This is a genomic window from Oceanobacillus sojae (genome assembly GCF_900162665.1).
In the GTDB taxonomy this organism is placed as follows: Bacteria; Bacillota; Bacilli; order Bacillales; family Amphibacillaceae; genus Oceanobacillus; species Oceanobacillus sojae_A.
Genome location: NZ_LT727812.1, coordinates 1,198,714 through 1,222,582, shown reverse-complemented (window position 1 = coordinate 1,222,582; position 23,869 = coordinate 1,198,714). Strand labels below are relative to the sequence as shown.

Annotated in this window: 19 protein-coding genes; 16 read left to right on the top strand and 3 right to left on the bottom strand. The window is 40.7% G+C overall.

Annotated features, from left to right (window positions below):
• Positions 1–107: 107 nt before the first annotated feature.
• The 7 genes from BN1068_RS16830 to BN1068_RS16800 all read left to right on the top strand — a co-directional run bounded on the left by BN1068_RS16830 (position 108) and on the right by BN1068_RS16800 (position 10,815).
• Positions 108–1,109, top strand: a complete 1,002-nt coding sequence (locus BN1068_RS16830) for an ABC transporter substrate-binding protein (RefSeq protein ID WP_077603969.1) — start codon at positions 108–110, stop codon at positions 1,107–1,109.
• The gene (locus tag BN1068_RS16825; protein WP_077603968.1) at positions 1,102–2,106 is read left to right on the top strand and encodes a FecCD family ABC transporter permease; all 1,005 of its coding nucleotides are present in this window, start codon (positions 1,102–1,104) and stop codon (positions 2,104–2,106) included. Before BN1068_RS16830 ends, BN1068_RS16825 begins: the two co-directional genes overlap by 8 nt.
• Positions 2,103–2,885, top strand: a complete 783-nt coding sequence (locus tag BN1068_RS16820; RefSeq protein ID WP_077603967.1) for an ABC transporter ATP-binding protein — start codon at positions 2,103–2,105, stop codon at positions 2,883–2,885. The genes BN1068_RS16825 and BN1068_RS16820 overlap by 4 nt, the downstream gene beginning before the upstream one ends.
• 34 nt (positions 2,886–2,919) lie before the next feature.
• Positions 2,920–3,834, top strand: coding sequence for a magnesium chelatase ATPase subunit I (locus BN1068_RS16815; protein WP_254846797.1), 915 nt, complete (start codon positions 2,920–2,922; stop codon positions 3,832–3,834).
• Positions 3,831–5,678: a VWA domain-containing protein gene (locus BN1068_RS16810; RefSeq protein WP_077603966.1), complete on the top strand. Its 1,848-nt coding sequence runs from the start codon at positions 3,831–3,833 to the stop codon at positions 5,676–5,678. Before BN1068_RS16815 ends, BN1068_RS16810 begins: the two co-directional genes overlap by 4 nt.
• A 67-nt stretch (positions 5,679–5,745) precedes the next feature.
• Positions 5,746–9,411 carry a cobaltochelatase subunit CobN gene (locus tag BN1068_RS16805; RefSeq protein ID WP_077603965.1) on the top strand — a complete coding sequence of 1,222 codons (3,666 nt, stop codon included), beginning with the start codon at positions 5,746–5,748 and terminating at the stop codon, positions 9,409–9,411.
• A 384-nt stretch (positions 9,412–9,795) separates the two neighbouring features.
• Positions 9,796–10,815, top strand: coding sequence for a WD40/YVTN/BNR-like repeat-containing protein (locus BN1068_RS16800; RefSeq protein ID WP_139344857.1), 1,020 nt, complete (start codon positions 9,796–9,798; stop codon positions 10,813–10,815).
• 267 nt (positions 10,816–11,082) lie between these two features.
• Here BN1068_RS16800 and BN1068_RS24330 read toward each other — a convergent pair whose 3' ends face one another.
• Positions 11,083–11,529: a CAP domain-containing protein gene (locus BN1068_RS24330; RefSeq protein WP_368483288.1), complete on the bottom strand. Its 447-nt coding sequence runs from the start codon at positions 11,527–11,529 to the stop codon at positions 11,083–11,085.
• Positions 11,481–11,855 carry a CAP-associated domain-containing protein gene (locus tag BN1068_RS24325; RefSeq protein ID WP_311200281.1) on the bottom strand — a complete coding sequence of 125 codons (375 nt, stop codon included), beginning with the start codon at positions 11,853–11,855 and terminating at the stop codon, positions 11,481–11,483. The genes BN1068_RS24330 and BN1068_RS24325 overlap by 49 nt, the downstream gene beginning before the upstream one ends.
• A gap of 539 nt (positions 11,856–12,394) precedes the next feature.
• Between BN1068_RS24325 and BN1068_RS16790 the strand changes: the two genes are divergently transcribed.
• Together BN1068_RS16790 and BN1068_RS16785 are read left to right on the top strand one after the other, a co-directional pair.
• Complete coding sequence (locus BN1068_RS16790) at positions 12,395–12,964, top strand: MFS transporter (RefSeq protein WP_254846796.1); 570 nt, start codon at positions 12,395–12,397, stop codon at positions 12,962–12,964.
• 761 nt (positions 12,965–13,725) lie between these two features.
• On the top strand, positions 13,726–15,816 hold the full coding sequence (locus BN1068_RS16785; protein WP_368483286.1) for a peptidoglycan D,D-transpeptidase FtsI family protein: 2,091 nt from the start codon (positions 13,726–13,728) through the stop codon (positions 15,814–15,816).
• A 121-nt stretch (positions 15,817–15,937) separates the two neighbouring features.
• Here BN1068_RS16785 and BN1068_RS16780 read toward each other — a convergent pair whose 3' ends face one another.
• A complete protein-coding gene (locus BN1068_RS16780) occupies positions 15,938–16,348 on the bottom strand; it encodes an RtcB family protein (RefSeq protein ID WP_077603964.1) in 411 nt (136 codons plus the stop codon).
• Positions 16,349–16,648: 300 nt separating this feature from the next.
• On the opposite strand from BN1068_RS16780, the gene rpsN reads away from it, so the two are divergent.
• The 7 genes from rpsN (at position 16,649) to BN1068_RS16745 (ending at position 23,831) form a co-directional block, all read left to right on the top strand.
• Positions 16,649–16,918: a 30S ribosomal protein S14 gene (rpsN, locus tag BN1068_RS16775; RefSeq protein WP_077603963.1), complete on the top strand. Its 270-nt coding sequence runs from the start codon at positions 16,649–16,651 to the stop codon at positions 16,916–16,918.
• Between the two features lie 161 nt (positions 16,919–17,079).
• Positions 17,080–18,045 carry a CobW family GTP-binding protein gene (locus BN1068_RS16770; RefSeq protein ID WP_077603962.1) on the top strand — a complete coding sequence of 322 codons (966 nt, stop codon included), beginning with the start codon at positions 17,080–17,082 and terminating at the stop codon, positions 18,043–18,045.
• A 45-nt stretch (positions 18,046–18,090) separates the two neighbouring features.
• Positions 18,091–19,200 carry an NAD(P)/FAD-dependent oxidoreductase gene (locus BN1068_RS16765; protein WP_077603961.1) on the top strand — a complete coding sequence of 370 codons (1,110 nt, stop codon included), beginning with the start codon at positions 18,091–18,093 and terminating at the stop codon, positions 19,198–19,200.
• Positions 19,194–20,867: a nucleoside recognition domain-containing protein gene (locus tag BN1068_RS16760; protein ID WP_175637180.1), complete on the top strand. Its 1,674-nt coding sequence runs from the start codon at positions 19,194–19,196 to the stop codon at positions 20,865–20,867. The genes BN1068_RS16765 and BN1068_RS16760 overlap by 7 nt, the downstream gene beginning before the upstream one ends.
• 18 nt (positions 20,868–20,885) lie before the next feature.
• The gene (locus BN1068_RS16755) at positions 20,886–22,076 is read left to right on the top strand and encodes a GTP-binding protein (protein WP_077603959.1); all 1,191 of its coding nucleotides are present in this window, start codon (positions 20,886–20,888) and stop codon (positions 22,074–22,076) included.
• A 22-nt stretch (positions 22,077–22,098) separates the two neighbouring features.
• Positions 22,099–22,653 (top strand): dCTP deaminase, encoded by a 555-nt coding sequence (gene dcd / locus BN1068_RS16750; protein WP_077603958.1) that lies wholly within the window; start codon positions 22,099–22,101, stop codon positions 22,651–22,653.
• Positions 22,650–23,831: a GTP-binding protein gene (locus tag BN1068_RS16745; RefSeq protein ID WP_077603957.1), complete on the top strand. Its 1,182-nt coding sequence runs from the start codon at positions 22,650–22,652 to the stop codon at positions 23,829–23,831. Before dcd ends, BN1068_RS16745 begins: the two co-directional genes overlap by 4 nt.
• Positions 23,832–23,869 lie beyond the last annotated feature (38 nt).

Below are 23,869 nucleotides of genomic sequence, written 5' to 3'. Positions count from 1 at the left end.
TAGTAGAAAGGAAGTGGCAGCTTAGCGGGTAGTGTAACTACATAAACAAACACAGTATTTTTTTTAATTAATAAATCGTAATCATTACGGAAGGGTAGGAAATTACTTTGGGGAAATTATTACAAAAAAATAGAATCATAGGAATTGCAGCTGCTATGCTTGCGGTTATTTTGATGGCAGCTTGTCAGCAGGATGAAGATACATCTGCAACGGAGGAAGCAACAGAGGAAAGTCAGGATAATACAACAGAAGAAATAGCTTTTACAGATAGCATGGACAGAGAAGTGGTACTTGACGGACAGCCGGAAAGAATTGTTGTTTTAGCGCCGGAATTTTTGAAATTAATTTATGATCTGGATGGGGAAGCGGTTGGAAGAATGTCAACCAGCGGTATACCTATTCCAGAGAAGGCAGAGGATTTACCTGAATTGGGGACAGTGAATCAGATAAATACAGAGGAATTGGTGGCTCTTTCACCGGATCTGGTTATTGGAGCACCGAATTTCCATGCGGATTTAGAAGGTATTATGGAGAACAGTGATATTCCTTTTGCACTGTTAGATATGCGCTCTTTTGACGATGTGAAGGAAATGGCAACACTTATGGGAGAGATATTAGGAAAAGAAGAGCTTGCAGCTGAGAAACTGCAGGAAACTGAAGACGAGATGCAGGCAATAGAAGATAAACTGCCAAGTGGTGAAGAACCGTCTATCATCGTTTTAAATATTACACCGAGAAGTGTTTCTGTTCAAAGATCCAATACAACTGCACTGGAGATTGGAGATCTGCTTCATGTAAATAATATCGGAAAGGATATGGAAGCCAGCCCGGATTCGCAAACTTCAGCACCTTACAGTTTAGAAACAATTGCTGAGCAGCAGCCTGATTATATCCTGATGACAATCCATGGAAGTGAAGAAGCTGGAAAGGAAACAATAACGGACGAATTAGAAGGAAATCCTGCATGGAGCTCGCTAAAAGCAGTACAGGAAGGAAATGTCCATATTGTCCCTTCCGAAAAATATCTATCTAATCCTGGCTTTGATTATGCTGATACGATGCAGGATATGGCAGAGATGGTGTACCCAGAAGTGTTTGGGAATGAGTAAAAAAGAAGCATTAAGAGATAGAGCCGGATGGAAAGGATTAATTGTTGTGATTTTTGCTGTTTTAATGGTAATCTCAACCATTTTTAGTATCCAGTTTGGATCGGCAAAAATTCCCTTAAAAGATATTTGGACAACTTTTACAGGAGATATCCAAAGTGATTTTCAAAATATTATCTGGAACATCCGGGTCCCGCGTACATTTGTTGCTATTCTGGTAGGTGCTAATCTGGCAGTAGCTGGTGTCCTGCTTCAGGGGATTATGAAAAATCCGCTGGCTGATCCATATATTATTGGAGTCTCCAGCGGGGCAGGCTTAGCGGGTATGATTGTTTTAATATTGTATCCGCATCTGCCTCATATATTGACCCCGGTTGCGTTTATTGGAGCAACCATTGTGGCTTTTACGGTATATGCTTTAGCCTGGGAAAAAGGAATTGCGCCAACCAGGATTATCCTGGCTGGTGTTGCTATTTCTGCATTTTTAGGCTCCGGTATATCTGCCCTGATGGTTTTTTACAGTGACAGAGTGCAGGGTACCATTGATTTTATGGTTGGCGGTTTAAGTGCAAGAAGCTGGCCACAGGTAGAAGTGATTCTGCCTTATTCGATTGTTGGTATCCTTCTTGCAATTATTGGTATCCGAAAAATGAATCTATTAATGCTGGGAGACCGGACAGCTAAGAGTCTGGGAGCCAGAGTAGAATGGATTCGTTTTTCTATGACTGCTGTTGCTACGCTGTTAGCAGCCAGTGCTGTCAGTGTCGTTGGCTTATTGGGGTTTGTCGGTTTAATTGTTCCTCATACAGCAAGATTAATTGTAGGCAATGATTATCGTGTGCTTCTGCCTGCTTCTATCTTTTTAGGAGCAGCAATCCTGACAGCCTCTGATACATTAGGCCGTATTATGTTTGCACCGATTGAAGTACCGGTGGGTGTTATTATGGGAGCAATAGGAGCACCATTTTTTCTATATTTATTAAGGAGGAAAATGGTATGAGTTCATTAGAAGCTGCTTCCATTTCTCATTCCTTTTCGGATAAACACGTATTAAAGCAAATAGATTTGGAACTAAAGGAAGGACGCATTTACAGCATTATCGGACCCAACGGTTCGGGGAAAAGCACTCTGCTCCATGTCCTTTCCCGTCAGCTGAAGCCTGACCATGGCCAAATATATTGGAAGCAGGCCGACCTTTACCGCCTTCCACCAAAGAAAGTGGCACAGGAGCTGGCTTTGCTTGCTCAAGTGAATGATGTAATGGATTTAACCGTGGAACAATTGATTTCATATGGCCGAACGCCGCATAAATCGATGTTTCAAAGGCTGGATGAAGAAGATCAGATAATTATTGATGAAGCGATCCAGCTTACTAAATTAGAAGCGCTGAGAAAGCGGAACGTTTCTCAGCTGTCTGGAGGCGAGCGGCAAAGAGCCTGGATAGCTCTTTGCCTGGCTCAGCAGCCGAAAGTTTTATTTTTGGATGAGCCAACAACATACTTAGATATTTCACATCAGCTGGATGTGCTGGAAATTGTAACACAGTTGCAAAAAACTCAAAACGTAACAATTGTTATGGTTTTACACGATCTCAATCATGCAGCTGTTTATTCGGATGAAGTAATTGTGGTTAAAGAGGGGCGTATTTATGGACAGGGTACTCCAAAAGAAATGATGAATCCGGATATGTTTAAGGATGTTTTTAATGTCCATGCAGATATCTATGAGGATAAAGATAATGAATTATTACGTATCGTGATGAAGCCGTTAAAAGATTAAATAATCGTATGTGATTTTGGAAAGAAGGTTAAATGTGAAAAATTATCCTTTTACAGCAATTGTAGGGCAAGACAAAATGAAGAAAGCGTTAATTTTAAATGGAATTAATCCCAAAATTGGAGGAGTATTAATCCAAGGTGAAAAAGGAACAGCAAAGTCAACAGCTGTAAGAGCATTGGCAGATGTGCTGACAAATACATCTGTGGTCAATCTGCCGGTAAGTGCGACAGAAGACCGTGTTGTAGGGACACTGGATATGGAGCATATTCTAAAAACAGGAGAAAAGAAGCTGGAGCCGGGAATATTAGCGAAAGCAGATAAAAATATTTTATATGTCGATGAGGTGAACCTTCTGGAAGATCATCTGGTTGATATTCTTTTGGATACGGCCGCAATGGGCGTTAACCGGATTGAAAGAGAAGGCGTATCCTATGAGCATCCATCCCGATTTGTCTTAGTAGGAACGATGAATCCGGAGGAAGGAGCACTGCGGCCGCAGCTGCTCGATCGATTTGGCTTATGTATAGATGTGGAAAGTGAGAAAAATGTCGAAGAACGTATGGAGGTTGTCCGCCGCCGCTTGAATTTTGAACAGGATCAGGAGCAATTCGAGAAAAAATACGAGCAGGATCAAAAACAGCTTACATACCAGATACGACGTGCAAAAGAGCTTTTGCCAGCTGTTGAGATTAATGATAATCTTCTCCGTGCTGTAGCTGATTTATCGATTGAATTGGGTATTGAAAGCCACCGTGCTGATATCACTGTCATTACTGCCGCCCAGACGTTGGCTGCATGGAAGCAGCGGACAATGGTGCAGCTGGAGGATATTTACGAAGCGGCAGAGCTTGCATTGCCGCACCGTTTATTACAGGATCCGATGAAGGAGAATTCTTCTTATCTGAAGCTGACTGAGCTATTAAATCAGAAGGTTGTCGATAATCAATGAATTGCCTGATTGGTCAACCGAAAGCAAAACGAGGTATAGCAGCAGCGCTTATCAATCCGTATTTAGACCGGATCTGTGTCACCGGGGCAAGTGGAACCGGAAAGACAACTTTGCTGCAAATGGTCTTAGCTTACTTTCCTAAAGAGGATACTGTTATTATTCCTTCCCACGTTACAACAGAAAAATTATTGGGAGAAAAAGAGCTTGCCTTGTCTTCTCCATTCAGGAAGAACACAAGTAATCACAGTATTCTTGATCATGCAAAGCTGGTGATTACCGATCAATTTGCCCTGATGCCGGAGAATAATCAGCGTTTACTTGTGCAATTGCTGAAAAATAAGGGAATGTCATTTTACGGTGACTCTCCTTATCCTATTTTGGCAAAATGGTTTTATTGTCTCGACCAGGAAATACTGGATAAATCCTTGTTACAGTATGCCAAGCTATGTGTTCGTCTGCTTCCTGTTTTTGATATGTCAGAGCGCAAGGATATTTTATTATTCCGGGAGAACGCAAAGCGTGAATATACAAAGGAAGAACTGGATAAAGCCAGGCAGCGATTGTCCGCTGTTCAAGTTCCTGAAAAAATGCTGGAGCTGGCAGTAGAGGTTGTCCTGGGTTCGGGCTGCAAAAATCAGGAAGCTGATATGGATTTGATTGAAACAGCCCGGGCATTAGCAGCTTTAGATTCAGATCAATGGGTACAGCCAAAGCATATTGAGGAAGCAGCAGGGTATGTACTTTCTCATCGGATGGGAGAGCAGCAGGAATCTTCTAATCTGGAGAATTCAGAGTCACAGACAAATGAAGAATCTTCTAACAACCATTCGGAGGATACGGGTCAAAGCCATGCATCCTCTGGCAGTGAAACAAAGCAGTCCGATAATGGCGGACAGGAACATGAAGCCCCTGGTGATTCTTTTCCAAATGAAGAACCGCCGGATAACCAGTTTATTACAGAGATCCCTGAAGAAGAAATAGATCAGGTGATAACATCATTGAAAGTGCAGTCAGATTTCCTTTTCTCGAAAAAATATATCTATCCATATGCAATGAATGGAAAGCATCGGGAGGGGACTTCTGCTGGAGGTAATGGGCGAATGCTCCGTGCAGTGCAGAGACCTACGGAAGCAATTTCTTTATATCATACACTGACAGCGGCAGCTCCATTTATGAAGGTTCGTACATCTCCTGAGGGAATGAAGCTGGCGATTGAAAAAGAAGATATACGCTATAAATTAAAGGAAAAGCAGCAGGGATTTACCATTCTATTTTTAGTGGATGCAAGCCGCTCCATTGCAGCGAAAAAAAACATGAGAGTTGTTAAAGGAGCTATTATGGAATTACTTCAGCAGGCCTATCAAAAAAGAGACCATATCGGCGTGGTTTCCTTCCGAAAAACAGGAGCGGAAGAGGTGTTGCCTTTTACGAATAAGTTTGCAGAAGCAAAGCAGAAACTAGGAGAAATACCAACTGGCGGGAAAACACCACTGGCAGCAGGACTGGAAAAAGCATTAAAAATATGTGAAAAAGAAAGGCGTATCCATAAACAGGCTATACCTTATCTTGTTATTTTGACGGATGGGAATGCCAATGAAACGTTGAGTTCAGGTGGTACTGCAGCTCAGGCAAGAAGCGAAGCCTGGCAGATCGCCAAAAGAATTGCACAGGAACAGCTGCCGGTGACTGTTATTGATACCCAAAGCGGGAGAAATACATTTGGCCTGGCAGAGGAGCTTGCAGCGGTTATAGAAGGGGAGTACCTTTCACTGGATGCTTTAACAGATAAAAATATTGCAAAAGCAGTGCAAAACCGGCTGCATCCATTAGCAGGGCGTAGATAAAATCATAGGCCCTGCTATTTATTTTCAGGATGTAAGAAAGTTAATAAAAGAAGGGAGAGAAGTATTCGTGCATATTATTTTTGCTGCTGCTTCATCTGGAACATTAGCTGATGCCGCGAAAGCACATGAACAGATAAAAGAAATCTATCCGGAGATAAAGCTTTCTCTATTTTTAACCGAGGAACCATTAAGCGCAGAACGATGGAGGCGATTTGAACATGTCTCTCAATCTGCCAATCTATTTATCTATGATCCACACGGAGTTGAAGATGATCTGGTCATGAGAATGGCCCGGATATGTGAAAGATATGAATGTGAACAAATATCATTGATGATTAATGGATCGAAATGGGAGAAAATCATCCGCTTTGGTGCATTACAGGGACAGGATATTCAGATTAAACCACAATCGGGAGAGCTGGCCCTGTTTGATCCATCAAATGAGTTGACTCAGGAAGAACGGGAATTAAAGGAGCAGGCAATAGCAGGTTATGAGCAGATAAAAGACTATTGGCATGCTTCCGGTATTGCAAATTGGAAGGAGCTCTTCTATTTTGCGGCTCATCTTTATGGAAATACGGATGTCCCCGAAGCAAAAGCTCCAAGCTATGCAGAGAAAACAGGGATTATCGATCCTGCAACCGGCGAGTATTACAGCAGTGCAGAAGTATTTCTGCAAGATTCTAAACAGGATGCAACGAAGCCAAAAATTGTCTTTTTATATATTGCTTCCCAGGCCAGAGTAAAGTCTGCGGATGTTATTGCTGAGCTTATCGAACGGTTAAGGCCGACCGCTGCAGTTATTCCTGTCGGCTTAACAAGTATTATGAAGATTGATTTGGAGAATTTGGAGAGCTTGTTCGGCGGGACGCTGGATGACATACAGCTCATTGTGAATTTTATCGGCTTCCGTCTTGGATCAGGACCAAGAGGAGGAGACAGAGAAGATGTAACAGATTGGCTGGAGAAGCTGGATATTCCTATGCTTCATCCATTCTTTCTGACGCGCACCACATTAGCGGAATGGGAGGAAGCAAAGGGACTTTCACCTGTTGAAGCGATGGTGAACGTTGTTTTGCCGGAGCTGGATGGTGCAGTAGAGACCTACCCTATTGCAGCAATCCAATCAGCAGGCTTCGATAAAAACTATCAATTTGAGAAAAAAGAGCTTGTTCTCATGGAGGAGCGCGTCCATTATTTTATGAATCGTATTGAGCGCTGGCTGCATTTGCGTAAGCTTGAGAACAGTCAGAAGCGCGTGGCTCTGATCGGATACAATTATCCGCCTGGAGAGGGGAATCTGTTTGGCGGCTCCTTTTTGGATACATTCAGCTCCATCTCTGCTTTATTAAATAAACTGGCAGATGAAGGCTACCAGGTGGAACGAATGACTGGAGATGAACTGGAAAAACAATTTCGCGGGCATCAGCTGTTTAATGAAACAAGCTGGGGCGTAGATGAGGATGCAGATCAAAGATTACAGTATCCGGTTTCAAAAGCAAAAGAAGATTGGACCAATCATCTGGATTGGGAACGGATGAAGAGCCAATGGGGAGAGTATCCTGGAGAAATAATGACAGATGAAGAAGTATTTTTCATACCAGGTTTTATTAACGGGAATGTTTTCATTGGATTACAGCCAAGCAGAGGAGGAGCAGACCAGGATTCATCAGCAGATTACCATGATCAGGCTGTACCGCCCCATTATCAATATCAGGCTTTTTATAACTGGCTGGAAAAGGAATTTCAATCCGATGCCATTGTACATATTGGCACGCATGGAACACTGGAATATTTGCCAGGAAAAGAAAATGGCATGTCTTCCAGCTGCTATCCGGATCAACTGGTACATTCCCTGCCGCATTTTTATTTTTATTATATCGGCAACCCGTCTGAAGCAATGCTCGCAAAGAGACGGACACATGCTGTACTGAGCAGTTACCAGGCACCTCCTTTCAGAGATGGGGGACTATATGGCGATTATGAAGAGCTGGAACGTCTGCTCCATGAATATCGGGAAGCCGAGCAGCTTGACCCGCAGCGCTGTGAAGAGATTTTGAAAGAAATTCAGGAGCTGGCAGATGAGAATGGCTTTTCCAATCAGCAATTAGAAGATATAGAGCAGGAGCTGCAAAGGATGCAGTATGCTTTAATCCCGTATGGACTGCATATTATCGGAGAAGGCTTGAAGCATGAAGATGCAATTCTTCATACAGTATATACGTTGCGCAGAGAGCATAAGGGAATTACCTTGAAACAGCTGGTATCCCAATTAAAGCCGGTGCTGCAGAATGATGAAGCAGAACTGGAAAAAGAAGCAGCTGTTTTATTAAGGGATTATATAGAATCCAGACATTTACCGGATGTACAGGGGAATTCTCATGCAGCAGCATTTGCAGATATTTTGGCGTATGGGGAAAGTATTTATCACAGGGTGAGAAATACAGAGGAGCTATCCTCTATTATAAAAGCGTTAAATGGAGGCTATCTGCCTGCAAAATTGGCAGGTGATATCTATAGAAATCCAGAATCTTTGCCGACGGGGACCAATTTGTATCAATTTGATCCGCGATCTGTACCGAGCCCTTCTGCGGTTGTAAGAGGTGCTGAAATTGCTAAAGCAACCATAACGCAATACCAGGAAGCTCAAGGTAAAATCCCGCATACCGTAGCCTGTGTACTCTGGGGGATTGAAACATCGAGAACGCAGGGAGAAACAATTGGACAAATTTTAGAATATGTCGGGGCAAAAGCAGTGAAGCATTCTCAGGCAACAAGTACAACATTTGAGCTTATCCCCCTTTCAGAGCTGGGCAGACCGAGAATGAATGTTGCCATCAGTATGTCAGGAGTATTCCGTGATTTATTTCCAAATGTGATTGATGCTTTGAATGATTTATTTGAAAAGCTTGCGTGCGCAGATGAACAGGAAGAGGATAATTATTTTAAGGCATTTACTTTAAAAGTACAGGAACAGCTGTTACATGAAGGGCATGAACAAGCGGATGCTTTCGATTTAGCTTCTTCCCGGATATTTGGACCGGCCGCAGGTGAATATGGAACCGGGATTAACCATATGATTGAGGATGGCAGCTGGACAGATGAAGAAGAGCTTGGTGAGATGTACAAGCATCATGCCCAGCATGTCTATAGTAAATTAAGACGAGGAGAAAGCTTTCCTGATTTATATGATCTTCATATGGAAGCAGCCGATATCGTTTCCCAGCTGCGGGCCAGTCATGAATATGAAATTACGGATATGGATGATTATTATAATTTCTTCGGGGGATTGGCGAAATCGATTGAAAAAGCAAAGGGAGAGCGTGTTGATATTTATATAACCGATACGACTCAGCAAACGCCGCAGACAGAAGATGTAGAGCATGCCATTAATCGCGGTGTCAGAACACGTCTGACCAACCCGAAGTGGATAGAAGGACTGCTGGAGCATCCTTATCATGGTGTTCAGCAGATGGCAAAGCACACAGAGAATTTACTGGGGCTGGCTGCCACAACGAACAAAGTGGAAAATTGGGTGTTTTCCCATGTGCATGATACGTATGTGGAGGATAAAGCATTGCAGAAAAAAATCCGCCAGGCAAACCCGCATGCATATCATGATTTGCTTGGAACATTGGTCGAGGTATCAGAGCGGGGGTATTGGAAGCCTACTGAAGCACAATGGGAAACGTTAAAAAATGCCTTTTTGGAGGCAGAGGCTTCGATGGAATGAAGTAAGAAATGAAAGTATGTTGACATACAGTTTAAAGAATAAATAACTTAATGGCAGCCTGGCATACTAAGGTAACAAATACCCCCACAGCAAAGTGAATTATTGCTTTGGGGGTATTTGTAATAGAAATAAAAAAGGTAAATCTGTATGATAATATTTCAATAATATCAGAACAACTGCCCTTCACTTTATATCTTTCAAATGGGAATTTCTGTAGTATTTCTATCCATCCTTCTTATTAAAATTTTTATAGATACATAATCCTTTTCCATTCAACAGAAGTTTAATATAAAGAGCAATTATTTTGAGGAAGTATATTGAAAGAATTAAATGCTGGTTTTAGGTGTGATAAAAATGGAAACACATACATTAGGAGGTAGATTAATGATGAGTCAATTGTATTTGTTATTTAATCACGGAATTGTTCAGGCACAGGAGAGGAATGGTCAGTGGACTTTAAAAGAAAATGAATTCGACAAAATGGAGTTAGAATGTATGGCGTTAGACCCGCATAATCCTGACCGCATATATGTAGGAACTGTCAAAGATGGATTGTGGATCAGTGATGATGCTGGTAAGCATTGGAAACAAGCGGGTGCAGGCATTAAAGAGACTAGAGTAACAGCTGTTGCTGTAAGCTCGATAGAAACGAAAAATGGTTATGGGATAATATGGGCTGGAACAGAGCCAAGCATGCTATACCGGTCTGAAGATGGGGGAGAAACATGGAGTGATTGTCCTGCTTTATTAGATTTACCCTCACGGACTACATGGAGTTTTCCTCCGAGACCATACACTCACCATGTACGTTATATTCAACCAGACGTGTTTGATGTAGAGCGTATTTTTGTCGGTATTGAATTAGGCGGGGTAATGAGAAGTATGGATAAGGGACAAACCTGGGAAGACAGAAAGCCGGGTTCACAGCATGATTGTCATACCTTAACAATGCAGTCTTTTTTAAAAGATCGAATTTACGAAGCTGGTGGAGGCGGGTTCGCGGAATCATTGGACGGAGGACAGACTTGGGAGACTAAAAATGAAGGATTGGCAGATTACAATTATTTGTTTGATATTGCTGTATCTGCTAATAATCCGGATATTATTTTAGTTTCCGCTTCTCATGGTCCTTATAATGCATACAATGCCTCGGAGGCCAACAGTATCCTTGCACGAAAAGAGGGAGATCAGCCATGGCAAATTGTAAACGATGGCTTACCTGATGCTCAAGGAACAACGGTATCTTCACTCGCAGCTAGTGAGAATGAACCGGGAGTATTTTACAGTGCAAATAATCAAGGTATTTATCGGAGTGATGACAATGGTTTACATTGGAGAAGAATTGAAATGGAATGGCCGGAGCAATATAAACAAGGAAGGGTTAAAAAGCTTCTCTTGAGATAAAAAATTGTTTGAGAATATGTTCACGTTTATCTGAAAAATAATAGAATCAACGTTCACTTAAAGAGACCCTCATTGTCAAAAGTAGATGTTAGAAAAGAGCAAAAAATATAGGTACAATACTTTAAAAGCTGTACTGCCACTCCTATACAGGAAAAAGAAGAACAATCATTGGCTTCATTTGTGTAATAACAAAGATAGAGGCTGCCAGTATATGTTCTTCTTTTCCAGATTCATTTTATATTAATGCAGATATGCTGTTTTAAATAGCTAGTATAACCAATGATTTGTTAAAAAGTTCTCTGTATAAAATGGCTGGTTATCATTATTAAAATCAACGCCGACACCTAATTCTGCAAAGCGGTCCTGCAATATGTTCTCACGGTGCCCTTCCGAATTCGTTAATCCCTGATGTGCGAAAATACTGCTTAATTGCCCATAGGCTAGATTTTCACCGGCAGTAGTAAAGGAAATATTATCCTCCTCCATCCGGTCAAATGGAGACTGTCCCTGTAGATTGGTATGATTAAAATACTGATTTTCTGCCATATCGGTACTGTGTTTTCGAGCGGTTTCTCTAACTTCTTCATTCCACTCTAAAACAGAAAGCCCGTGATTAACACGAGTTGCATTTGTCAAATCGAATAATTGATATTCGAATCCTTTTTTTAAGTCTTCGCTGCCCGCAGAATAGAGGGCAGCTCTAGATGCTTCCAAACCCTCATCAATGATTTGAATAGCTGTAACTTCATTTTCCTCATGAATATAAAAATGGTTACATAGTTACCATCTAATTGGTAAACATCATATTCACCATCGCTGGTAATTTGATAATTAAATGAGCCATTACGAATCACTTCTTCCGATTCACCTAATGTTTCGTTTACTGTATCTTTTGAATCTCCCAGCTCTACGTTTCCAATTGAAAAGGATTGCTCGTCTGGTGTTGTCAATTGGGGAGAATCTATCTGTTCCTGTTCCGATTCTTGTGAAGAATCCGAATCCACAATAGAGGTATACAGAGAAGCAGCTTGATCTTTCATTGTCGTGAAATCAAAGTCATTATTCTCTATCGTTTGGATTGTAAAATCCTTTGCTGAATGAAAAGTATCACTGACAACTTCAGGGATAAAATCCTGAATAGAGTCTTCCTAAAATGGTTTTGTCCAAAAGGCTAATAATATAATCAACATTACATAAAACAATCTTTTTAAAATATCTATCCCAACCTTTTTCTTTCAATTATTACTTTGTTGAACCAAAAAGGAATATTGTTCATACAACATTTATTTTTTATTTAAACTTTAGAAACATAGCTGCAGTCCCCTTTCTTTTTATATACTGTGATTTTACAACTTGAAGTTTACTTTATAGCAACTTAGAAAGTTAAATATTTTATAAAAACTTGAAATAGAAGTGTTTTAGCCAATGAAAAATCCGAACTTATTTAAATTCGGATAAAGGAATTCAAATGGGTTCGGATTACTCTTCTTGTCAAGCTGCATGATTTTAAAAAGGTAAATAATTGTAGTCGCAGTATCTGAAAGCAATCTCTAAAGTATTTATAGGGATTTCGGCAGGGATGGTATTAGGGGTCCCAATCGTCAGCTTTATTGCTGATATGATTTCTATTCAAGCAGCCATGTCCTTTTTCGCTATCGTAAATATTTTTACATTAATTGCGACTATCTTTTTGGTGCCATCGATACCGGTTACAGAGAGACTATCCTATGGTTCGCAGTTGAAAATATTAACAATAGGAGTTATCTGGCTATCGATTTTAGCAGTTCTGCTTATCAATGAAGCTATTTTCGGAGTATACAGTTACCTAGCTGAATATTTAGGAACGGTCACAAATATGTCGTTCAATTTAATCAGTATTATGCTTATGGTTTACGGTTTGGCAAATATTTTAGGAAATATTATAGCTGGCAGGCTGCTTTCCGAAATTCCTGTCCGTACGGTAACTGTTTTTCCTATCGCGTTAATTGCACTTTACCTTATCTTTTATCCTGTAGCAGAATTAACAGTTCCTACGGCGTTTATTATTCTAGTATGGGGGTACTTGGCGGAATTGGTGCAAATATCAACCAATATTGGATTATGTCTGCCGCTCCAAAAGCTCCGGATTTTGCTAATGGTTTATTTCTGACATCCGTTAATTTGGGTACTACGATTGGAACTGCTGCAGCAGGAATGATTATATCGCAAATAGGAACAAAAGAAATTCTGTTTGTAGGTGTTGTCGCGTTAATAGGCGGATTTATATTTATTATACTTCGAAATACTTTGTATAAAACCGCCGGGTGAATAGTGTTTTTGTTATTTAGCGTTCAAGGATTTGATGTAATGGAAAAGAAAAAATATCCGTACCTCATAAATATTGCCTCCTTTAACTTGGTATTAGCCAGCCCAACACAGATGGAGACAAGCCTGCTGCATATCGATAATAAGTAGAAGAATATAAAACTAAGATTGACGATGAATACTACAGATTATAACTAACTTTATTAACAGCAAAGAAAACCTCTGAAGCTCTCAGAAAAAAGCTTTAGAGGTTTTTGAAATTATTCATTTAGATCCAAAATGATAAGCCTTGGAATTTATAAATGGTTTGTTTTTTTCTTCTTGTGGAATAGGGTAAATATATTAATCTTAGGAGGGAAAATAGTGTACCTTTCGTATTTAAAATTAGATTGAACATAATCAATAATCATATAAAATATAGTGATTTTATATATTTGGGATAGTTATTTCCTATTAGAAATTTCTGCTTTATTAATTGACCTGAAGGGGGTTACATATAGTAAGATTTACTAACTAAGGCAGGAATAATCAACGGCAGCTGTCTGTTTCATCAACTGCTGATTAAATATTTATAAAAAGCTTAACAAAGCACGAAGGAGGTAAAAAGTGATAAACAAGAAAAACAAGAAAAAACGCGCCCCGCTCCTGACTCGTATGAATATCCTTTTCTTTGCCATCTTCATCTTATTTTCAGCACTGATATTTCAATTGGGAGTTGTTCAAATTTTAAATGGAGATTCTTACCAGGAAGAGATTGAAAGAACCAATCTAGATACGGTTGATATCCCCGTGCCCCGGGGGAAGATTTATGATACCAATGGCGAACTGATTGTGGATAATGAAGCAATGTATTCCATTACGTATACGCCTTCTAACGGGGTCCAGGCAGAGGAACGTTTGGAAGTAGCGAAAACATTAGCGCAATATATTGATATGCGGGATGAACAAACAATGGATCAGATAACAGAAAGAGACAAACGCGAATACTATCTATTGCTTCATGATGAAGAAATAGAAAAGCGATTAGAGGCAATAGATACTGAAGAGATGGATAATGGGGAAGTTTATGATGCGACCCTTGAATTAATTACCGATGAAGAAATTGCCGACTTTTCCGAAGATGAACTAGAAATTATTGCGATAAAAAAGGAATTGGATAATGCCTATGCGCTCACGCCGCAGGTTGTAAAAAATGAAGATGTCACAGCAGAAGAATATGCTGCTGTGGCGGAAAATCTGGATCAGTTGCCGGGGGTCAATGCTTCTACCGATTGGGATCGTGTTTATCCAAATGAAGAAACATTAACCAGTATTCTAGGGAATATTTCAAGTCAGGAAGAAGGGATTCCGGCAGAGGATCTGGATGCCTATTTAACGACAGGATACAGCCGCAATGATCGTGTAGGCAGGAGCGGACTGGAAGAAGAATATGAAGACTTCCTGAGAGGACGAAAGGAACAAATTCAATATACGACAAGCCAAAATGGGTCCATTATTGGCTCTGAAACGATTGTTGAGGGAGAACGGGGAAAGGACTTGGTTTTAACAACAGACTTGGAATTTCAGCAGGAAGTGGATGATATCTTATTAGATGAATTTCAATCGATGAAAGCAGGCAATTCTTATGAGAATCGATTTGCAACCAATGCTTATGCAGTCGTTATGAATCCGAGAACGGGAGAACTGTTAGCTACTTCTGGTGTGGAATATGATACCGAGAATGATGAATATAATAATAATGCCGGGCTTACGACGTTGACTAATGCACATGAACCAGGTTCCAGTATTAAAGGGGCAACAATCCTGGCCGGATATGATTCGGGTGTTATTTCTCCAGGGGAAACTTTTAATGATGCACCAATGCAGCTGGCAGGGACGGAAGTGAAACGATCCGTGCAAGATATGGGGACGGTAAATGACTTAACAGCATTGGAAAGGTCCTCAAACGTGTATATGTTCTATGTAACCCTGCGTTTGGGAGGGGACTATCGTCATCCAATGCCGCAGAATGCTAATTTAGATATAAACATGGGAGAAACGTTACAAACCCTGCAAAATTATTTCAATCAATTTGGACTTGGTTCGACAACTGGAGTGGACTATCCACAGGAGAGTACTGGTTTAAGAGGACAGGTGCCAGATAATCCAGGAAATCTGCTTGATTTTGCCATTGGACAATATGATACATATACAACCTTACAGCTTGCCCAATATGTATCAACCATTGCCAATGACGGCTATCGCGTTCAGCCTCATTTCCTAAAGGAAGCACGTGAACCAGTCGATTCTATGGATGAGCTTGGTCCATTGTATTATTCTTCCAGTACAACGACGATGAACCGAATTGATATGACAAATGATGAAATCAACCGTGTACAGGAAGGATTCCGCCTCTCCTATCAAGGCTCACAGGGAACAGGAAACGATTATTTTCAAAATAAATCCTATGATCCGGCAGGGAAGACAGGTACAGCGGAGTCTTTTGAATTCGTTGATGGAGAACGGTTTGATCTTAATAATTTAACACTGGTCGGATATGCACCATTTGATGATCCAGAGGTGGCTTTTGCTGTGGTGGTACCACATGTTGGAATTGGAGAAGGAGATCAAATTAATTTAAAAGCCGGAGAGCGAATTTTAGATTCCTATTTTGAAATTAAGGAAGAGCATGATGAAGAAGCTGAAGACGAAGAATAAAGCATAGGTCTAAATTTGAATTACGAATAATTAGTTTAACTTTTAAAATAAAACCTTATATAGATGAAGGAAAAAAATCATTTGTCAAACATGATTATCACACATCATGTTTGACAAATGATTATATGAATTTATAACACTTATTTTCTTTTTTGTTTTTCAGCCAAAAAGGCTCTTCAATGCCTTTAAAATTATAAACTGGCTTGATTATTTCAAGTACATCTACTGTATCACCAATATTACCCAGAATATCCTCGATATTTTTATATGCTCCTGGAGCTTCATCTAATTCAATATGACTGATCCCACAGCCGATATCGACCCCGACATGCTCCGGAACGACATTTTCCTTCAAGAGCATTGTTGTACCGATTGTGCACCCTTTTCCCTTGTGAAGATCAGGCATCATTCTAATTTTTGTTCCTTCTAGAAAGTCTGTATCGCACATATCTTGTCCTTGCTGTATAGCACTTTCATCGGCTAAATCTGTGAATATCTTCGCTTCATTGTATTTCCCTTTGACTAGTTTCATTTATGATTCCCCCAGGGCGTTGATTTTTCTATATTATATTGCAACTTTATTAATTTCTTTTAATTGATTTAAATTGTACTCATTTCATTATAACGGAACCTTTTCTTTAATCCTATATCTAATCATTTCAAGGTTTTTCATCAACTGAAAAGAGCAGGTAATTAAATTGGAATGTAAATCATAATAATTACTGTTTACACAAATAGTAAAATAGTTTATAATGAGTTTTATTCGTAATCATTACGATTTAATTGTTAAGAAATAAAATAAATAGGTAACATCGAAAGGAGTAAGTTTAAAATGGCTAAAAAGTCTAAAATTGCAAAAGAGAAAAAACGCCAGAAAATGGTTGAACAATATGCTGAAATAAGAAGAGAGTTAAAAGAAAAAGGGGATTATGAAGCCCTTCGTAAGCTGCCCCGGGATTCTTCACCGACACGTTTAAAAAGCCGTTGTGAAGTAACAGGCAGACCACGCGGTTATATGCGTAAATTCGGCATGTCCCGTATTGCTTTTAGAGAATATGCGCATAAAGGCCAAGTGCCGGGCGTGAAAAAAGCAAGCTGGTAACACAGGCTTGGGGAAAATAATACGGCCTCATTTGTCACCGTGTTATTTTTCCGATACCAGACCATAGGGGACATGAAGGAAAATGGACATTCGTCAATGACAGGCGATAACAAACATTTTCTTTCGTGTACATATGATGTAATGCATAAGGAGGGAAAGTATTGTCACAAAAGACACCCATTCCAGTAACTATTTTAACCGGCTTTCTGGGCGCTGGTAAAACAACGCTGCTAAATAAGCTGTTACATGACCTTTCTGATCAAAAGGTTGCAGTCATTATTAATGAATTTGGAGACACTTCGATTGACAGTCATTTGGTGGTATCAACAAAAGAAGAAATTATTGAAATAAACAGTGGCTGTATTTGCTGTAATGTACGGGGCGACTTAATTAACTTATTAGATAATTTAATGAAACAGGAAGACAAGCTGGACCGTGTTGTTATTGAAACAACAGGCATGGCTAATCCTGCTCCGGTTATCCAAACCTTTTTAATGGATGAGAAGACTGCAGATTCCTTTGAAATCGACAGTGTGATTACCATGGTAGACGCCAAGCATATCGGGCAGCACCTGCAGGAAGAAGAGCCGGCGCAGCAGATTGCTTTTGCTGATGTTTTGCTTGTAAATAAGACAGACCTGATTTCAGAAGCTGAAAAAAGGGAGCTCGAACAGCAGCTTTTGCAAATGAATCCAAATGCAAAGCAGTTTCATACGACTTATGGAAATGTAGAAACCGAAGATTTAATAGGGAAAAAATCCTTTGATTTAGATCATGCATTGAACATTGATCCTAATCTGTTAAAAGAAACACATCACCATCATCATAATCATCAAGTGACATCTTTTGTATTCCAGGAAGACCGTCCGCTCGACTTGGATAAAGTGAATAAATGGTTTGCCTATCTGGTCCGTATAAAAGGAGAAAGTCTATACCGCTACAAAGGTGTGCTTTCCATTAAACAGCTTGATAAAAAAGTTGTGTTTCAAGGAGTGCATATGCTGTTTGCAGGTACAGAGGGTGATGTATGGAAGAAGGGTGAAAAAAGGCAAAGCGAGGTTGTATTTATTGGAAAGCATCTTGACCAGGAAGAATTGGAAAAAGGCTTTCAATATTGCCTTGCTTAATTTTTAGTGTTTTAACCGTAATCATTACGTTTTGGGAGGGTGACGATGGAGAATATATATGATGTCATTATTGTAGGGGCCGGCCCTTCAGGTATTGGTGTTGCGTCTATATTGAAGCAAATGAACGCATCCTGTCTGGTTCTGGAAAAAGAGGATATCGGGGCTTCTTTTTTGAGCTGGCCAAAGGAAATGCGATTTATTACACCTTCTTTTCCAGCACAAGGGTTTGGACAAACAGACTTAAATGCGATAGCTCCGAAAACTTCACCAGCTTATACGCTTGATTCGGAGCATCCTACTGGAGCCGATTATGCAAAGTATCTGAATTTACTGGCCGAGCATTTCACCGTCCCAATTAAAAAAGGTGTTCAAGTGAAGCATGTAAACAAGAAAGGTTCTGTATTTTCGCTGGACACATCAGCTGGTCTTTATCAGAGCCGTTATGTGGTTTGGGCAGCTGGTCAATACCAATATCCCAATTTAAGACCTTTTCCTGGCGCAGAACTTGCGATGCATAATAGTCTGGTTTCATCGTGGGAAGAAGTAGACGGAGATGACTTTATCGTTATCGGCGGGTATGAAAGCGGTATGGATGCTGCCTATCAATTAGGTAAGCTTGGCAAAAAGTCTACCGTCATTGCCAGGACGAATACATGGGAGCAGGATACCAGTGATCCGAGTATTGCTTTGTCTGTCTATACCTATAATCGGGTACGTCCTTTAATTAATGCGAATGTAATAACTGTTGTGGGCAATACAGCAGTTACCGGGATTGCAGAGAGTGCTTCCGGATATGATGTATATACGACAGATGGAAAAGCATACTTCACTCCGGAAAAGCCTATCCTGGCAACAGGTTTTAAGGGGAGTACAACTCTGATTGAAAACTTAGTCACACGCGGGAAGCATGATGAAGTACTCGTTAATGAGACGGACGAATCGGTTTTGACATCTGGTCTGTTCTTAGCAGGGCCTGAATTACGGCATGACAGTCATATTTTCTGTTATATTTATAAATTCCGCCAGCGCTATGCAGTCATAGCTGAAACGATTGGCCGGAATTTAAATTTAGATTTATCTATTTTAGATATGTATAAGCAGGAAAACTTTTATTTAGATGATCTTTCAACATGCGGAGAAATGTGCCAATGCTAGATTACAGCGAGGTTTCTTCTTTAAATCAAACAGAAGTATTGCTGATAGGGTTTGAATCGGTCGGGAAATCCGGTCTGTTCCGGGAATTAACTGGTGAAAAAAGTGCATTGGCAAGAAATGTGAAAGGGTCGACAACTGCTGCTTTAGAAGCTTTTTGTAAATTAAATCCTCATATTCAGTTAACGGATTTACCTGGACTACAATTGGATATAGACAGTAAAAATACGCAGCTTACTTTAGATCATTTTCAAGAGGAGAAAACGATTTTATTAGTAGTGAAAGCGACCAATTTGAAAGAAGAAGTGACGGATCTGTATGAGGAACTGGATTTGAAAGGGAGAAAGGTGGCAATTATTGCAACACATAGTGATAAACACCTTCCGACCCAAGCTGAACAAAAGCGGGTGCGGGAATTATTACAGGTCCCTGTTGTCTGGGTCAATGCAAGAGCGCTGAATGAAAGAATGCAGGAAGAAATCATTACATGTATTGGGGAAGCAAGGGTTTGGGGAGCTTCGAAGAGCATTCTTTCTTTTCTCCCTGACTCTCCCCATCCCGTTAACCAGTTAATTCCAATATTTCGTCTGCCCATTGCAGGGCCGTTAGTTGCTTGTTTATTTATTCTGGCAATGTTTGCACTCCCTGTACTCGGTGCCTATCTATTTGTCAGCTGGCTGGAGCCTATTGCAGATCAGTATGTGCTTGACCCAATTACCTCTTGGGTAGGACAAGCACCTCCGTTTTTAGCTGATATTTTTATAGGGGACTACGGATTAATTACGCTGGGATCTTATTCATTCCTCTGGGCTTTTCCTGTTGTTCTGCTGATTAGCATCATGACTAGCTTGACAGAGGAAACGGGCATACAGGAGCATGTAACGAACGCGCTCGATCCCTGGCTTCGTAAAATTGGTTTGACAGGCAGGGATTTACTTCCTGTTATCACGGGATTCGGCTGCAATGTTGTCGCTGTTTTCCAAACCCGAGGCTGCAGCAGCTGTACCCGTACTGCTTGTGTTTCGCTGATTGCATTTGGCTCTGCATGCAGTTATCAAATCGGAGCAACGCTGTCTATCTTTAATGCAGCCCATGCTCCACTTTTATTTATTCCTTATTTATTTATCTTATTTATTGTTGGAGCGATTCACACAAGAATTTGGAACCGGGATGAGGCAAATGAACTGACCCGTACTGCTCCGCTTCCTTATATTCAAAAAATAAACTGGCAGGCGTTTGCCTGGAAGGTTGCCGGGTCAATTAAACAATTTTTGCTGCAGGCGATGCCGATATTTTTAGTTATCTGCCTGGTTGCGTCTGTACTTCAGGCAATCAATGTATTATCTATTTTCAGCTGGCTCGCAATGCCGGTATTATATCTCTTTTCTCTGCCCGCAGAAGCAGCTCCGGGATTGATCTTTTCTTTTATCAGAAAAGATGGCCTGCTTGTTTTAAATGAGGGACAGGCCAGTTTATTGATGGATATGTCCCTCAGTCAGATTTTTATTCTTGTTTACCTGGCATCGACACTTTCTGCCTGTCTAGTCACGTTATTTACAATTGGCAGGGAGCTTGGCTGGAAAACTTCCTTGTCTATTGGCGGGAAACAGATGCTGACAAGTGTTGTAAGTGCAGCGATTCTTGCTGGGGGATTATATTTCTTATTTTAAAAAGAGGAGGACAAGCAAATGAAGAAGATTCCTGTTACGGTATTAAGCGGCTATTTAGGAGCCGGAAAAACAACTTTATTAAACCATGTCTTACATAACCGGGAAGGGTTAAAGGTGGCGGTCATCGTCAATGACATGAGTGAGGTCAACATTGATAGTGAGCTGGTTCAAACCCAGGGCGGTTTTTCACGTACGGAAGAGAAGCTGGTCGAAATGTCCAATGGCTGTATTTGCTGTACCTTGCGGGAGGATTTATTAGTGGAGGTTGAGAAGCTGGTAAGACAGGGAGAGTTCGATCATATCCTGATTGAGTCCTCTGGCATCAGTGAACCGATTCCGGTTGCGCAAACCTTCTCTTATATTGATGATACGATGGGGATTGATTTAACACAATACTGCCGTTTGGATACAATGGTTACCGTTGTCGATGCGAACCGTTTCTGGCATGATTTTGGTTCAGGGGACTCACTGCTTGACCGGAAGCAGGCGGTCAGTGATGTTGATGAACGAAATATTGCTGATTTATTAATTGATCAGATTGAATTCTGTAATGTACTTATTCTCAATAAAACGGATTTAGTCAAAGAGGAAGATTTAGAAAAGCTGGAGAAAGTCATTCGTACCTTACAGCCGGAGGCAAAAATTATCCGTACCGAGCATTGTAATGTTGATTTAAAAGAAATCGTTAATACCAATTTATTTGATTTTGAGAAAGCTAGTGAATCGGCAGGGTGGCTGCAGGAATTAAATGCAGGAGTTGAAAATCATACGCCGGAAACAGAAGAATACGGAATCAGCTCTTTTGTATATCGATCCAGATTGCCATTCCATACGGAAAGACTTGTAAGCTGGTATCAGGATTTACCAAGAGAAATCGTCCGGATGAAGGGCGTTATCTGGTGTGCGACACATAATGATTTAGCTTTATTATTGTCGCAGGCAGGCCCTTCTGTCGAGGTAGAGCCGTTAGCTTATTGGGTCGATTCCTTGCCAAAAGTCCAACAGCGGGAAATATTGGAGCACAATCCGGAGGTTAGAGATTTGTGGGATCCGGAATTTGGAGACCGCCATACCAAGCTCGTTTTCATCGGAATGGATTTGGATCGTGAGCAGATAACGGAGGATTTAGAACGCTGCTTGTTGAGTGAGTCAGAAATGAGTGAGGATTGGTCGAGGTTCAGAAATCCATTTCCTTGGCAGCTATCTTAAAAGGGAAAGGAGCTTTAAATAGATGATTTTATCAGGACAAACGATAAAGCAGCATGTATATGACAACCAGCTGTCCGTTACTCCTTTTCAGGAATTAAGTATTCAGCCGGCCTCTGTTGATTTGCGGTTAGGGACGGAATTTCTAGTCGTTGATGATATATCCACTCCTTATTTATCTATTGATAAGCCGGCAAATTATCAGGAAATAGAAATAGCGGATAAAGAAACAATAACTATTCCGCCGCAATCCTTTATGCTGGGAACTACTCTGGAGCACATCGGTTTACCCGGTCATTTAACTGCTTTTGTGGAAGGAAGAAGCTCGATTGGCAGACTCGGCGTTTTTATTCAAAATGCCGGCTGGATTGATCCCGGCTTTTCCGGGCAAATTACGCTGGAATTATTTAACGCGAACCGTGTACCTGTCAAGCTGCAGGCTGGAATGCGTGTGTGTCAGCTGGTTATTGCCGAGGTGGATCAGGAAACAGAGGGATATAGCGGAAAATATTTATTTCAAAAGGGGACAACCCCAAGCCGGGTATATATGGACCGCGAAAGAAAGGAGCAACAAGAATGAACAAGAAAATTCCAGTAACAGTTTTGAGCGGATTTTTAGGAGCAGGGAAAACAACCCTGCTCAATCATCTGCTCCAAAATCAGCAAGGACTTAAAATAGCAGTTATCGTAAATGATATGAGCGAAATTAATGTGGATGCGAAATTAGTAAAGGAAGGCGGCTTTGTCAGAACAGAAGAAAATATGGTGGAGATGACAAACGGCTGTATCTGCTGTACCTTGCGGGAGGATTTAATTGTCGAGCTTGAAAAACTGGCTAAACTCGATATCGATTATGTGTTAATTGAATCCAGCGGTGTATCAGAACCGATCCCGGTTGCCCAAAGTTTTGTATATGCTGATGACGAATTAGGAATAAATTTAAATACCTTTTTCCAGCTTGATACGATGGTAACGGTGATAGATGGACATCAGTTTTGGAGAGATTATCAATCAGAGGATCTGTTAATGGACCGCCAGATGGAGGTTTCTGATGATGACGAGAGAGGAATCGTTGATTTATTGGTAGATCAAATTGAATTTGCCAATGTGATTGTTTTAAATAAGACAGATAAGATGTCTGATGAGGATATAATATCATTAAAAAGCCTGCTCTATAAACTGAATCCGGAAGCAAAATTTATTTCGGCAACGTATGGACAGGTCAATCCATTGGAAGTGCTCCAAACTGGCCAGTTTGACTTTGAAGAAGCAAAGCATGGAGCCGGCTGGATCAAAGAATTAAATGAAGAGCATATACCGGAAACAGAAGAATATGGTATCAGCTCCTTTGTCTATCGAAGCAGAAAACCGTTTCATCCCGAACGCTTTCAGAAATGGCTGGAGAATTGGCCACAAGAAATCCTTCGGGCAAAAGGTTTTTTCTGGTTAGTTACAAGAAATGATGTAGCAGGGTTTTTATCACAGGCAGGCTCTATGATAACGCTGGAAGGAGCAGGCAGATGGCTGGCAAGCTATTCCGAAGCGGAACAGGAAGCATTAAAAATCCAGGATCCGTCCCTGTTTGAAGACTGGGATGAGCAGGCTGGAGACAGAATGACAGAGCTTGTTTTTATTGGCAGTGATATGGATAAGGAAGGGATTATAGCATCGCTTAATGATTGTTTAGTGACGGAGGAAGAAGCGGGACAGGCTATTTCATCTTTTGTTGATTCATTGCCTGCTTTTCCTGTTGTGTAAGCATGTTCTATATTGGATAGAATGAAAAAAGAAGGAGC